Source organism: Dyella sp. CR10 (genome assembly GCF_055814425.1).
The window spans coordinates 1,182,377-1,195,825 of the sequence record NZ_CP185986.1; the positions used below are offsets into that span (position 1 = coordinate 1,182,377).

13 protein-coding genes and 1 tRNA gene are annotated in these 13,449 nt (G+C 66.4%); 5 read left to right on the plus strand and 9 right to left on the minus strand.

The features are described 5' to 3' along the window. Positions 1-234 precede the first annotated feature (234 nt). Positions 235-435, plus strand: a complete 201-nt coding sequence (csrA, locus tag ACNR9O_RS05545; protein ID WP_473682257.1) for a carbon storage regulator CsrA — start codon at positions 235-237, stop codon at positions 433-435. Positions 436-507: 72 nt separating this feature from the next. Continuing rightward, positions 508-600: transfer RNA gene (locus ACNR9O_RS05550), tRNA-Ser, on the plus strand. A 158-nt stretch (positions 601-758) separates the two neighbouring features. On the opposite strand, the gene ACNR9O_RS05555 is transcribed toward ACNR9O_RS05550, so the two are convergent. From ACNR9O_RS05555 to ACNR9O_RS05585, 7 genes are all read right to left on the minus strand, one after another. Continuing rightward, positions 759-1,487: a UDP-2,3-diacylglucosamine diphosphatase gene (locus ACNR9O_RS05555; protein ID WP_473682256.1), complete on the minus strand. Its 729-nt coding sequence runs from the start codon at positions 1,485-1,487 to the stop codon at positions 759-761. A 7-nt stretch (positions 1,488-1,494) separates the two neighbouring features. Continuing rightward, the gene (locus ACNR9O_RS05560; RefSeq protein WP_473682255.1) at positions 1,495-2,187 is read right to left on the minus strand and encodes a peptidylprolyl isomerase; all 693 of its coding nucleotides are present in this window, start codon (positions 2,185-2,187) and stop codon (positions 1,495-1,497) included. 82 nt (positions 2,188-2,269) lie between these two features. Further along, positions 2,270-3,787, minus strand: a complete 1,518-nt coding sequence (locus ACNR9O_RS05565) for a Ppx/GppA phosphatase family protein (RefSeq protein WP_473682254.1) — start codon at positions 3,785-3,787, stop codon at positions 2,270-2,272. Positions 3,788-3,864: 77 nt separating this feature from the next. Further along, positions 3,865-5,967: a polyphosphate kinase 1 gene (gene ppk1, locus ACNR9O_RS05570; RefSeq protein ID WP_473682253.1), complete on the minus strand. Its 2,103-nt coding sequence runs from the start codon at positions 5,965-5,967 to the stop codon at positions 3,865-3,867. Between the two features lie 133 nt (positions 5,968-6,100). Further along, complete coding sequence (gene phoR / locus ACNR9O_RS05575) at positions 6,101-7,369, minus strand: phosphate regulon sensor histidine kinase PhoR (protein ID WP_473682252.1); 1,269 nt, start codon at positions 7,367-7,369, stop codon at positions 6,101-6,103. A 102-nt stretch (positions 7,370-7,471) separates the two neighbouring features. Further along, entirely contained in the window at positions 7,472-8,161 is a 690-nt protein-coding gene (gene phoB / locus ACNR9O_RS05580; protein ID WP_473682251.1) for a phosphate regulon transcriptional regulator PhoB, read from the minus strand. Positions 8,162-8,287: 126 nt separating this feature from the next. Further along, positions 8,288-9,979 (minus strand): M48 family metalloprotease, encoded by a 1,692-nt coding sequence (locus ACNR9O_RS05585; protein ID WP_473700709.1) that lies wholly within the window; start codon positions 9,977-9,979, stop codon positions 8,288-8,290. A gap of 124 nt (positions 9,980-10,103) precedes the next feature. Here ACNR9O_RS05585 and grxC point away from each other — a divergent pair, with 124 nt between their 5' ends. The 3 genes from grxC (at position 10,104) to ACNR9O_RS05600 (ending at position 11,969) form a co-directional block, all read left to right on the plus strand. Next, entirely contained in the window at positions 10,104-10,367 is a 264-nt protein-coding gene (gene grxC, locus ACNR9O_RS05590) for a glutaredoxin 3 (protein ID WP_473682249.1), read from the plus strand. After that, positions 10,364-10,762, plus strand: coding sequence for a carboxymuconolactone decarboxylase family protein (locus ACNR9O_RS05595; RefSeq protein ID WP_473682248.1), 399 nt, complete (start codon positions 10,364-10,366; stop codon positions 10,760-10,762). Before grxC ends, ACNR9O_RS05595 begins: the two co-directional genes overlap by 4 nt. 190 nt (positions 10,763-10,952) lie before the next feature. Then, positions 10,953-11,969: an isocitrate dehydrogenase gene (locus tag ACNR9O_RS05600; protein WP_473682247.1), complete on the plus strand. Its 1,017-nt coding sequence runs from the start codon at positions 10,953-10,955 to the stop codon at positions 11,967-11,969. Positions 11,970-12,038: 69 nt separating this feature from the next. Here the strand turns inward: ACNR9O_RS05600 and ACNR9O_RS05605 are convergent, their stop codons facing one another. Both ACNR9O_RS05605 and sigJ read right to left on the minus strand, forming a co-directional pair. Further along, a complete protein-coding gene (locus ACNR9O_RS05605) occupies positions 12,039-12,497 on the minus strand; it encodes a carboxymuconolactone decarboxylase family protein (protein ID WP_473682246.1) in 459 nt (152 codons plus the stop codon). 40 nt (positions 12,498-12,537) lie between these two features. Further along, positions 12,538-13,437, minus strand: coding sequence for an RNA polymerase sigma factor SigJ (sigJ, locus tag ACNR9O_RS05610; protein WP_473682245.1), 900 nt, complete (start codon positions 13,435-13,437; stop codon positions 12,538-12,540). Positions 13,438-13,449 lie beyond the last annotated feature (12 nt).

The following is a 13,449-nucleotide window of genomic DNA, read 5'->3' on the forward strand; positions in this document are numbered from 1 at the left end:
GCCGAGCGCATTGCGCTGCGCGCGCGCGCTCGGCTAGTATCGGACGAATGTCGGCTACGCTCGTTGCGGTGTCGCCAGGCGGCCGGGAGCTCTCTTCGAGCGACTTGTCGTGTGCCGGGGAAGGCGGTAGGGCCTTCGATGGACAGTTCGTCGAAATTTCAGATGGTGTAGCTCAGGGGTGAGGTTTCACCATCTGCTGGCCTGTGACCACATAGCTTTCATGGAGTGGCAAACATGTTGATTCTGACCCGCAGGGTCGGTGAAACCCTGATGATCGGCGACGAGGTGACCGTCACCGTCCTGGGCGTGAAGGGCAATCAGGTGCGTATCGGCATCAATGCGCCCAAGAACGTAGCCGTGCATCGCGAAGAGATCTATCAGCGGATCCAGAGCGAGCACAAAACCGAAGGCGGCTCCGGTTCGGACGATCACTGATCCACCTAAGGCTTTACGAAAGAGCCGTTGGCCGGTATCCTTGCCGGCTCCGCAGAAATGCGGCACAAAAACGGAGAGATGCCCGAGAGGCCGAAGGGGCTCCCCTGCTAAGGGAGTATAGGGTCAAAAGCCTTATCGAGGGTTCGAATCCCTCTCTCTCCGCCAGATACGCAAAACGCCCCCTCGTGGGGCGTTTTGCGTATCTGGCCAGAGCGTTGTCGGCGAACTTTTCGGGTTCGACAAATGCCAAGAAGCCAAAAACAAAAACGCCCCTTTTTCGGGGCGTTTTTTGTTTTTGGCGATATGAGGGGCGCTTCGAGGGTTTAACCCAGCGCGAGCCCTCGCAGCTCCACATCCCCAGGCGTCACCTTCAATACCGATCCCTGCTCGTACCAGTCGCCCAGCACGATACGTTCGGCCGGCTGGCCGTCCAGATCGAAACCATGAATGGCCGGGCGATGGGTGTGCCCGTGGATCAGCCGCGTCACGCCGGCCTTGCGCATGGCATCGGCCACCGCACCGGCGTTGACGTCCATGATGGTTTCCATGGTGCTGCCGGTATGCGCGCGGCTGTCTTCGCGCGCCTTTGCCGCGAAGGCACGGCGGGCGTCCAGGGACATGGCGAGAATCTGGGCCTGCCATGCGGGCGTGCGCACCTGCGCGCGCACCGTCTGATAGGCCACGTCATCGGTGCATAGCAGGTCGCCGTGCATCAGCAGGGTGGGGCGCCCGTACAGTTCATGCACGGTGCCGTCGTCGAGCAGGGTGAGACCGGCGCGACGGGCGAATGTCTCGCCCAGCAGGAAGTCGCGGTTACCCACCATGAAGTACACCGGCACGCCGGCATCGCGCACGCCTTGCGTGGCGGTTGCGATGCGGCTGGGCTGTTCCGCGTCGTCGTCGTCGCCGATCCAGGCTTCCACGAGATCGCCGAGGATGTACAGCGCGTCGGCGCTGCGGACTTCTTCGCTGGCGAGGAAGTCCTCGAACAGGCGGGTGATCGCCGGGCGGCTTGCGTCCAGGTGAAGATCGGCAATGAATAGCGTATGCATAGCCTGCTCAGCCTTTGCCGTTCTTCTTGGATGCCGGCTTCGCGGCGGGCGTCGCGGTGGCGGGAGCCGGCGTGCTGGCCGCGGTCGCGGGCCCTTCCTCGCCGACCACATTGGCGCTGTCGATCGTGACCAGCGGATTGGGCACGTCGTTGGCAAACGGGCCCAGCGCACGGGTGGGCAGGCCGGCGATCTTGTCGATCACGTCCATGCCTTTGACCACTTTGCCGAACACCGTGTAGCCCCAGGTCATGCCGCTCTGGGTGCCGACGTAATCGAGGCGACGGTTGTCGACCAGGTTGATGAAGAACTGCGACGTACCCGAATTAAGGTCGGAGCCGCGCGCCACGGCGATGGTGCCACGCAGGTTGGACAAGCCGTTGTCCGCCTCGCCGGGCACCGCGGCACGGGTGCGCTTGGGCTGCAGGTCGCGGGTGTACAGGCCACCCTGCACCATGTAGCCGGCGATCGCGCGATGAAACACCGTGCCGCCATAGAAGCCATCGCGGACGTACTGCAGGAAATTGGCCACGCTCTTGGGGGCTTTGTCCGGGTACAGCTCGAGCGTCACGTCGCCCATCGAGGTATGCATCACGACCTGCGGATGAGGCTGGGGGACGGGGGCGGCCGCGGGCTTGGCGGCCTGCGCGGCGAGCGTGAAGGGCAAGATCAGCAACAGGGCGGAGAGCAGGATTCGTGGCATGGCGAGGTTGGCGGCGTCAGGCATCGGGGCATGATACGCGGCAGCGGTGAGGCTGGCCTTAAAGCGGATCGGGCGCATCGACTCAGACCGCGCTCAGGTCGAGCGCGAGACCCAGCTCGGCCATGGGGGAGCGCTCCTGTTCCAGGTCGGCCTCGGTCAGCGGGTGCTGCTCCAGCCAGGCCGTGGGCAGGGCCAGGCGCAGGCGCTGGCTGGTCGCTGCCAGGCGCATCTGGGGCATTGACTCGGGGCGGCGCGCGCGGCGGAACAGCACGGCCAGGCGCAACAACGCGGTGATCTGGCGGGCCAGCGGGCGATAGCGCTGTGGCAGCGCCGAGAACAGCGTCTTCTCGGGTTTGCGGCGATGGGCTTCCACCACGGCGGCCAGCAGCTGCTGCTCTTGCCGGGAGAAGCCGGCGAGGTCCGCGTGGCGCAGGATGTAGGCGCCGTGGTGGTGGTGCTGGCTGTGTGCGATGGCCAGGCCGATTTCGTGCACGCGCGACACCCAAGACAGCCACTCGCGCGCCTCGCCGTCGAGCTTCCACGACTTGGCGACCTGGTCGAACAGCATCAGCGCGGTGGATTCCACGCGGCGTGCCTGGGCGCGATCCACGCCGTAGCGCGCGGCCAGCGCATCGATGCTGGCGGTGCGCGGGTCGGTGCCGCCGGCGCGGCCCAGCAGATCCCACAGCAGGCCTTCGCGCATGGAGCTTTCGCACACGCGCATGCGCTCGATGCCCAGGGCCTCGAACGCGGCCTCGAAAATCACCACGCCGCCGGCGATCACCGGCGCGCGGTCGTCGGAAAGGCCTGGCAACTTGATCGCGCTGATCTGTCCTTGGTCGAGCAGCGCATCGCGCAGCGACGCCAGCGAGGCGGGAGTGATGCCGTCGTCGGAAAACTTCATCGCCTGCACCACGGCGCCGATCGCCTTGGCGGTACCCGACGAACCGTACGCGTCCACCCAGCTGGCCTCGCGGTAGTCCTCGGCGAACTGCTGCAGCAGCACGCCCAGTTCACCGTTGGCGCGCTGCCAGCGCTTGCGATTGAGCTTGCCGCCGGGAAAGAAGCGCATGGTGGAGGCGATGCAGCCGGCCTGCACGCTTTCGGTGTGCAGCGGGGCGAGGCCGCGGCCGATGATGAATTCGGTGCTGCCGCCGCCGACATCGATCACCAGGCGGTTCTCGCGCGAAGCGGGCAGATCATGGGAGGCGCCGAGGAAGATCAGGCGCCCTTCTTCGCGGCCGGAGACGATTTCGACCGGATGGCCCAGCGCGGTCTCCGCCGCGGTGAGGAAGGCCTGCGGCGAAGCCAGGCGGCGCACCGTATTGGTCGCCACCGCGCGCACGCGGGCCGAGGGGAGTCCGGCGATGCGCTGGCCGAAGCGGGCCAGGCAGTTGAGGGCGCGGGCGCGGTGTTCGGCGTCGAGCGTGCCGTCGGCGCGCAGGCCGGCCGCCATGCGCACCGTATCGCGCAGTCGGTCGATCACCCGGGGTTCGCCGTGTTCGACCCTCGCCACGACCATGTGATAGCTGTTGGAACCCATATCCACGGCGGCGATGAGCTCGCCGTCCTTGATCGGATTCTGTTCGCCTTGAATCATGCGGAGCTCGTTCCGTGCGATTGACGGCGGATTCTCGCACGCACAGCCGCGCCTGCGTCAGCCTGGCCGCGCCTCGCTCAGGTGCTGCCGGGGCTGAGCTTGTCCAGCAGCCATTGCTGCGCGCTATGGGGCGGGTTCTCGCCAGGATGGGCGCGTGCGTAGCGGCCGTCGCTGTCGAGCAGCCAGGCCTGGGTGTTGTCCGCCAGGTAGTTGGCGAGCGTCTCGTCGTACACGCGCTGTGCCAGCGCCGGGTCGAGGATGGGGAAGGCCACCTCGATACGGCGCATGAGATTGCGCTCCATCCAGTCCGCGCTGCCGCAGTAGGTTTCCGGCGCGCCGTCGTTGGCAAACCAGTACACACGGCTGTGCTCGAGGAAGCGCCCCACGATGGAGCGCACGCGGATGCGCTCGGAAATGCCGGGCAGCCCCGGGCGCAACGTGCAGGCGCCGCGCACGATCAGGTCAATCTCGACGCCCGCCTGGGACGCGCGATAGAGCGCTTCGATCACGTGGGCTTCGTTCAATGCATTGAGCTTGGCCACGATGCGCGCCGGCTTGCCAGCCCGGGCGTGAGCGGTTTCACGCTCGATCTTGGCCACCACGCTCTTGTACAGCGTGAAGGGCGAATGCAGCAGGCGCTTGAGCTGGATCATGGGGCCCAGCCCCGAGAGCTGCTGGAACACCTTGTGCAAGTCTTCGCCGATGTCCGCATTGGCGGTCATCAGGCCGATGTCGGTATAGGCGCGACTGTTGGCCTGGTGGTAGTTGCCGGTGGACAGATGCACGTAACGGCGCAGCAGTTCGCCCTCGCGGCGCACGATCAGCAGCATCTTGGCGTGGGTCTTGTAGCCGACCACGCCGTATACCACTTGTACGCCGGCTTCCTGCAGGCGCGTGGCGAGGCGAATGTTGGCCTCCTCGTCAAAGCGCGCGCGTAGCTCGATCACCACGGTCACGTCCTTGCCATTGCGCGCGGCTTCGACCAGCAGATCCACCAGCGGCGTGTCGGCGCCGGCGCGGTAGAGCGTCTGCTTGATCGCGAGCACGGCGGGATCCTGCGCGGCCTGGCGCAGCAGATCCACGACGGTGGCGAAGGATTCGTACGGGTGGTGCAGCAGCACGTCGCGCTCGCGCAGCACTTCGAATTTGCACTTGCTGGCGTCGAAAGCCTTGGGCAGCTGCGGCGTGAAGCGCGGGAACTTCAGCGACGGACGGTCGAGGCTGTCATATACGCTGCCGGCGCGGATGATGTTCACCGGGCCATCGCAGCGATAGACGTCGCTCTCTTCCAGTTCGAAGTTGGCGATCAGCATCGACACGATCGCCTTCGGGCAGTCGCCGCCGATTTCCAGCCGCACGGGCTTGGCATAACCGCGGCCGAGCAATTCCTCGCTGAGCGCGCGCGCGAGGTTTTCCACCTCGGCTTCTTCGACCATCAGCTCGCTGTTGCGGGTGACGCGGAACTGGTACGAGCCGGCCACCTTGAATCCGGGGAACATCTGGTCGACGAACCCTTGCAGCAGTTCGGCGAGGAATACGAAGTGGTCGCCCGGGCCGCACACCTCGTTGGGCAGGCGGATGATGCGCGGCAATGAGCGCGGCGCGCGCACCAAGGCCATGTGGCCTTCGCGTCCGAATGCGTCGCGGCCCTTGAGCACCACGGCCAGGTTCAGCGTCTTGTTGAGGATGCGCGGAAACGGATGTGCCGGATCCAGGCCCAGCGGCGAGAGCACCGGCAGCACTTCGTTCTCGAAGTAGCCTTGCAGCCAGCGGCGCTGGCGCTCGCTCCAGCGGTCGCGCGTGAGGAAATGGATGTCCTCGGCACCCAGCGCCGGCTTCAGTTCCTCCTGCCAGGTGGTGTACTGCGCATCGACCAGATCCAGCACGCGCTTACGGATGCGCGCGAGCAATTCGCCCGAAGGAATACCGTCCGGGCCTGGCGCGGCGGAGCCGAAGCTGTGGTGATGTTTGAGCATCGCCACGCGCACCTCGAAAAACTCGTCGAGATTGTTGGCGACGATGCTGAGGAAGCGCAGGCGTTCGAGCAACGGCACGTCCGTGTCGCGGGCCTGGGCCAGCACACGGAAATTGAATTCCAGCGCGGCCAGTTCGCGGCTGAAGAACAGCTCGGGAGCGGCGGGATCGATCACGGGGGAAGGAGTGGCGGGTTTGCGGCGCATCAGAGCATTCTGTCTGATGGCGTTCGTAAGCTCATGCGGCAGTGCCGCGTAGGGTGAAGGCCTGCTTGGCTTGCGTTCATGCCGGCGTGAGCGCAGGCCTTTTCCAGATCCTCCCCCGGAAGAGGGAGGCGCGTCAGACCTCGTCCATACCGCCGGGCTTGAGCAGACGCTCAGGTCCGAAGATGCAGGCGAAGGTGGAACCCTGGCCGGGCTCGCTTTCGATGTCCAGCCTCGCCTGGTGCAGGTTCAGCACGTGCTTGACGATGGAAAGCCCCAGGCCGGTACCGCCGCTGTCGCGCGAGCGGCTGGAGGAGACGCGGTAGAAGCGCTCGGTGAGCCGGGCCAGGTGGGCGGCGGGGATGCCGAAGCCGGTATCGGTGACCGAATAGGTGGCGCCTTCCTGCGTGCGCCTCCAGCGGATGGTGATGGCACCGCCGGTTGGCGTGTAGCGCACCGCATTGCTGACCAGGTTGGACAGGGCGCTGTGGAGATCCTTGGGCGAGCCCAGCAGGTCGGCCTCGGCGGTGTTCTCCACCGTGATGTGGTGGCGGCCCTGGCTCAGCGCCTCCGCCTCCTTGCGGATCGTGGCGAGCAGCGGCGTCATCGGCACGCGCTCGTCGGTGATGTGCTCCTGGGTCTCCAGACGCGACAGCGTGAGGAGATCTTCCACGATCTGCCCCATGCGCTTGGACTGCGCGCGCATCTCGCCCAGCACCGGTGCCAGTTCCGGCACGTCTTCCGGATCGATCAGCTCCAGGTAGCCATGGATCACGGTGAGCGGCGTGCGCAGCTCGTGCGACACGTTCGCCACGAAGTCGCGGCGGATCTGCTCCAGGCGGGTCAGGTGACTGATGTCGCGGGCCAGCAGCAGGCGTTGGCGGCGACCGAACGGCAGCAGGGTGACATTGATGTGGCGGTTGGGATGGCCCGGTGCCACTACGTCATTGAGCGGCTCGTGTGCGCCATTCTGCAGCCAGCCGGCCAGCTCCGTGGTGCCCATGCGCTCATGCAGGTGGATGCCGCGGTCCTGCGGGCGGCGCAGGCCGAGCAGGTCTTCGGCGGCGTGATTGAACCAGCGCACGTGCTGATCGTTGTCGAGCAGCACGACGGCGTCCGGCAGGCTGCCGGCGGCGCTGCGCAGGTCGCGCAGACTGGAGGCGATGCGACGGGAACGCGTCATGAAGCGGTCATGCTGCAGAGAGCTGATGGAGGGAGGCGGCGGCATGATGTGCCGTGTTTCATGACGGATTCGAGTCAGCAGCAAGACGGTTTCGGCGACCGCGACGACGGCCACGCCAAGCGTCGCACCGGCGCCGCTCAGCCAGCCGGCGGAGCCGCCGACAAGCAAGCCGGCCGCGAGGGTGGCCGGCAGTTTCCAGGAGCGGTCGAAGGGCTCAGGCATCGGGAATCGGGCCTTGTGTCGCCGAAGAGCGGGTCGCCGAAAAGGCGAGCAAGCATATCGGCAAACGCCGCCGGCCCGGCAATCCGCCGAGTCCGGCCGGAATCAGACGCTGGCCGAGAAGCGGTAGCCCGCGCCGCGCACGGTCTGCACCATTTCGTCCAATTTCCACGGCTCGAGCGTCTTGCGCAGGCGACGGATGTGCACGTCGACGGTGCGCTCCTCCACATACACGCTGCCGCCCCACACGTGGTCCAGCAGTTGGGCGCGCGAGTAGACGCGCTCGGGATGGGTCATGAAGAAGTACAGCAGGCGGTATTCGGTCGGGCCGATCGGCACCGAATCCTCGCCGGCGAACACGCGGTGGGCCGGGCCGTCGATGCGCAGTCCGCCCAGTTCCACCATGCCGGAACCGTCGTCGCCCTGGCTGCGCCGCAGCACCGCCTTGATGCGGGCGATCAGCTCGCGGGTGGAGAACGGCTTGACCACGTAGTCGTCCACGCCGGCCTCGAGGCCGTTGACGCGGTCCATTTCCTCGCCGCGGGCGGTGAGCATAATGATCGGGATTTCCCGGCTCAGCTCCTCCTTGCGCAGGCGGCGGGCCAGTTCCAGGCCGCTGGTGCCCGGGAGCATCCAGTCCAGCAGGATCAGGTCCGGTACCTGTTCGGCGATGGCGATCTGGGCGGCTCGCGCGTCGGCGGCGTGGACTGCGTCCATGCCGGCCTTGCGGAGGGCGAAGGCGACCATGTCGCGGATCGAAGCTTCGTCTTCGACGATAAGAATGCGCTTGTGCACGCGTAGGGGTCCGCTGGGCCTGTGACGCAAATATTGCAACGATCCAATGTTACGTCCCTATGACATTTCACAGAGTCGCAACGAAATCGTCCGATGCGCCCTGTGACGGGCGCGTGTGCGGGAGGCTCAGCGGGCGCCGTTGGCGCTGAAACAGAGACGGGCGCCGCAGTCGCCGTCGGGGCGTCGCCATTGCTGGGTGCGGCCGTCGGGATTGTCCTCGGTCTGCACCTTGCGTTTGCGCAGTTCCATCACCAGCGGGGTGAGCTCGCTGATGCGGGACTGGATGCGGGCGCGGGCGTAGTAATCCAGGTCGGGACGCTTGAGCAGGCGCTTGAGCTGTTCCATGGCATCGAAAGGACGGCCGGACAGGTAACTGGCGTCCGCGTAGGCCTCGCCCGAACGCACGGCGTCGCCGGCTCGCTCGCTGGCGCGGGCATAGCTGCGATACAGCTCCGGCTCGTCCGCGTTGTCCAGCATCGGGCGCAGCATGTCGGCCGCGCGAGTCGCCTCGGCGGTGCTGCCGCCCTCGGTCAGTGCCTTGGCATAGCCCAGGGCGATGGCGCGGTTGCGCGGCGACTGGCCGTTGAGTTCCGCGTAGATCGCCAGTGCCTCGGCGCGCTGCCCGCCTTGGAGTTTGGCGTCGGCCATGGCCAGCTGCAGGATCTGGTTGCCGGGAGCGTTCTTCAGCAGTGGCTGCAGCTCTTCCACCGCCTTGGCGCCGCGGCCGCTGCGGGTGAGCGCCAGCGCATAGCCGTAGCGATTGGACGGCGTATCGAATTCCGGATGCTTGCCCAGGTTGGAGGCGTAGTAGGTGCTCAGCTGCAGGGCATCGCCGGACAGCACGCGTACGCGTTCGCGCATCAGGCTGTATGTGTCCGGGCCGTTGCCGCCGCTGCCGGAGGCGATCAGCAACGTCGGATCCTTGACGTACGGAATCGGCGCCGTGCTTTTCTCCCACTGGTTCTTGACCAGGGTCGGCGCGGCGGGACGCAGCTTCTGCTGGGCGAGCAGCGCACCGGCGCGCGACTTGGCGTCGCTGATGCGCGACAGCGTTACCGGGTGGGTCTGCAGCAGTTCGGGCACGTCATGGTCACCGCCGGAACCGGCGCGCAGGGTGTCCTGCATACGCTCGAAGAAGCTGGCCATGGCGTTGGGATCGAAGCCGGCATTGGAAAGCGTCTGGATGCCGGCGCGGTCGGCCTCGACCTCGTCCTTGCGGGTGAAGTTGATCTGTCGCTGCAGCATCAAGCCCTGGCCGCCCATCAGCACCGCCCCGGCGGCGTCGCCGGCGTGCGCGCCCGCGCCGGCGGCAATCGCGCCCAGCAGCACCAGCGCCATCAGCGGCGCGTCTTTTTTGGACGCTTCGAACGCGCGCTGCAGGTGGTTCTGGGTGATATGGCCGATTTCATGCGCGATCACGCCGGCCAGTTCGCTTTCGCTGCTGGTGATGTTGATCAGTCCGGAATTCACCGCGATGTAGCCGCCAGGCGCGGCGAAGGCGTTGATCACCGAATCCTTCACGATGAAGAACGAGAAGTGGTCCTTGGGCTTTTCGCTGGAGGCGACCAGGCGGTAGCCAAGGTTGTTGATGTAGTCGTCCAGCATGGCGTCGTCCACCACCATGTCCAGCGCGCGCATCTGGCGCAGCATGGCGGCACCGTAGTCCTGCGCCTCCTGGGGAGAGACCAGGGCGTTGGCCGAACTGCCGAGATCGGGCAGCCGCACGCTGGTGTCCTGGGCGCCTGCGCCGAAGGACAGCAGGGCACAGGCGAGGGCGGCGGCGAGCCGGGAGGGAGCGGTACGTGGTGCCATGCGCATAGGTGGGTGACAATAGCACTTGTGACCGCGTCCGATGGGCCTGGTTCACCGCCTGAGGCGGCTTGTTTTCAGGGGCTGAGCCCCCACCTAGCCAGCCATCGTCGTTGCCTTCCCGGAGTCCGTCGTGCCCAAGATCGAGGTCTATTCCACCGCCGTTTGCCCGTACTGCGTGTCGGCCAAGCGCTTGCTGAAATCCAAGGGCCTGGAATGGACCGAAGTGATGGTCGATGCCGAGCCCGCGCGCCGCGAGGAAATGCTCCAGCGCAGCGGCGGTCGCCGCACCGTGCCGCAGATCTTCATCAACGACCACCACGTCGGCGGCTTCGACGACCTGGTGGCCGCCGACCGCAGCGGCAAGCTGGCTCAGCTGCTGGGAGAGGCGGCATGAGCGGCGGCGAGCAGGGCAAGGACCGCGTCGCCGAATTCACCGCGTTTCGCCAGCGCATGAATGAGCGCATCCTGGCCGAGGACAATCAGGTCGTGCGGCGCTTCTTCGCCCTAGATACGCAGACCTACAAGGCCGGCGCCCTGGACGTGAAGACCAAGGAGCTGCTGGGCCTGGTGGCGTCGCTCGTGCTGCGCTGCGACGACTGCATCAGCTACCACGTCGCGCAGTGCAAGGAGGCGGGCGTCAGCCGCGAAGAATTTTTCGAAACCTTCAGCGTGGGGCTGGTGGTGGGCGGTTCGATCGTGATTCCGCACCTGCGCCGCGCGGTGGACTTCCTGGACCAGCTCGAGGCAGGCTCCACCCCCGCAGGAGAGACCTGCTCCAGCCACGCTTGATCAAGGAGCCCGGCCCTGCGCCGGGCTCTTCCGTGCGAGTTTGTGGAATGCTCCGTGCGAGGATTTGCAACGCCACCCGAGGTCTGCGCACTGGCCGCCTTCGGCGGCATTGGGGATAATTGAAAGGATTTTTCGACGGGCCTCTTCCCACGCCCGTCGCTCGATTCTTTCCTCCAAGGAGTTCCCCCCCATGAGCAAGACCATCGCCGTTATCCCGGGTGACGGCATCGGCCCGGAGATCATGAAAGCGACGCTGCGCGTGCTCGACGCACTGGACTGCGGCCTTTCCTACGATTTCGTCGACGCGGGCATGGTGGCCCTGGAGAAGCACGGTGACCTGCTGCCCAAGGACACGCTTGACGCCATCGCCAAGCACAAGATTGCGCTGAAGGGTCCGCTGACCACGCCGATCGGCGGCGGCTTCACCTCGATCAACGTCACGCTGCGCCGCCATTTCGACCTGTACGCCAACGTGCGTCCGGCGATCAGCTTCCCGGGCACCAAGGCGCGCTTCGACAACATCGACATCATCACGGTGCGCGAGAACACCGAGGGCGCCTACCTGTCCGAAGGTCAGACCCTCTCCGAGGACGGCGAAGTCGCCACCTCGATGGTGCGCAACACCCGCAAGGGCAGCACGCGCATCGTGAAGTACGCCTTCGAGATGGCTCGCCGGAAGGGCCGCAAGAAAGTCACCGCCGTGCACAAGGCGAACATCATGAAGACCAGCTCGGGTCTGTTCCTCAACGTCGCCCGCGAGGTGGCCAAGGAATATCCCGACATCGAGTTCAACGAGATGATCGTCGACAACACCTGCATGCAGCTGGTGATGAAGCCGGAACAGTTCGACGTGATCGTCACCACCAACCTGTTCGGCGACATCCTGTCGGACCTGTGCGCCGGCCTGGTCGGCGGCCTGGGCCTGGCGCCGGGCGACAACATCGGCGAGGGCGCGGCGATCTTCGAAGCAGTGCACGGCTCGGCGCCGGACATCGCCGGCAAGGGCATCGCCAATCCGTGCGCGCTGCTGTTGGCGGCGGCCGACATGCTCGACCATCTGGGCATGGCCGACAAGGGCAACAAGGTGCGCGCGGCGATCCGCGACACCATGGCCAACGACCGCGACGCGGTCACCCCGGACCTGGGCGGCAAGGGCACGACCGACACCTTCGGCGACGCCATCGTCAAGCGCGTCAAGGCGGCCTGATCTTCACCGCTTCAACAGAAAAGCCGCGGCAGACGCCGCGGCTTTTTTTGTGCCTCGCAAACGCCGCGATCAGCCGAACATGCCCGGCTGATAGTCGCCTCCGGGGGTATGCGCCGCCAGGTTGATGCGGTTCCAGGTGTTGATCAGCGTCACCAGCAGGGTGAGGTCGACCAGTTCCTTTTCGTTGAAGACCTGGCTGGCTGCCTGGTACAGCGCATCGGGTACCGAGTCGCCCGGCACCAGCCGGGTCAAGGCCTCGGCCCAGGCGAAAGCGGTGCGTTCGCGCTCGCTGTAGCACGACGCCTCGCGCCAGCCGGCCAGCAGGAACAGGCGCTGCTCGGATTCGCCGGCGGCGCGTGCGTCCTTGCTGTGCATGTCAAGGCAGAAACAGCAGCCATTGATGAGCGACACACGCATCAGCACCAGCTCGATGAGTGCCGGCTCCAGGCTGCCGGACTTGACGTTCTTGCCCAGCGCGAACAGTGGCTGCAGGGCCTTCGAATGGGCGGCGATATTGAAACGGGACATGGCGGTTTCCTTGGTGGGAAGCGGCCGCGGTGGCCGCTCTTCAGTGCAAGGACGCAGAAGCCGCGCGTTTCGTGACCGCTTCCAGCCGAGCCAGCTTTTCCGGGTGGCGGATGGAGTGGATCGCGGTGATGCGTTCCTCGTCGCACTCCACCCATAGCGCGGAGGTAAGCCGACCGTCGGTCCAGATCAGCATCGCCGGCGCGCCATTGAGCTCGCTCATCTGCCGCACGGTGCCGGGGCCGGAGGAGTGCAGGGCGATCTGGCGGTACAGGCGGGCCAGCCGATCCTGGCCGTACAGCGGACGCAGCACGGCGCGCACCACGCCGCCGCCATCGGAGATATGCACGGCATCCTCGGCGAACAGCGCGCGCAGCGAATCGAGATCAGGACGATCCATGGCGGCGAGGAAACGCTGCAGGAGACGCTGTTGCATCAAATGATCGACGCGAAAACGCGGTCGTCCATCGCGCAAACGGGTCTTGGCGCGATGCACGCGCTGGCGGCAGGCATCTTCGGCGATGCCCAGAATGGCGGCGGTTTCGGCGTGGCTGTAATCGAACACTTCCTTGAGCAGGAAGGCGGCGCGCTCTTCGGGGCTCAAACGTTCGAGCAGCAGCAGGAAGGACAGGCTCAGGGTCTCCGACCGCTCCAGCGCATCCTGCGGGGCTTCCTCGATGGGTTCCAGCGGCTCGGGCAGCCAGGGGCCGGTGTAGTGCTCGCGCTCGGTCTTGGCGCGGCGCAGGCGGTCCAGGGCGAGGCGGGTGGTCACGGTGACCAGCCAGGCCTCCGGGTCGTCGAGGACCGTGGCGTCCTGCTCGTGCCAGCGCAGCCAGGCATCGTGCAACACGTCTTCGGCGTCGGACGGCCGGCCAAGCATGCGGTAGGCCAGGCCGAACAGGCGCTGGCGGTGTTGCTGGAAGAGGGCGGTCTGGGCGTCCATCGGGTGCTCCTG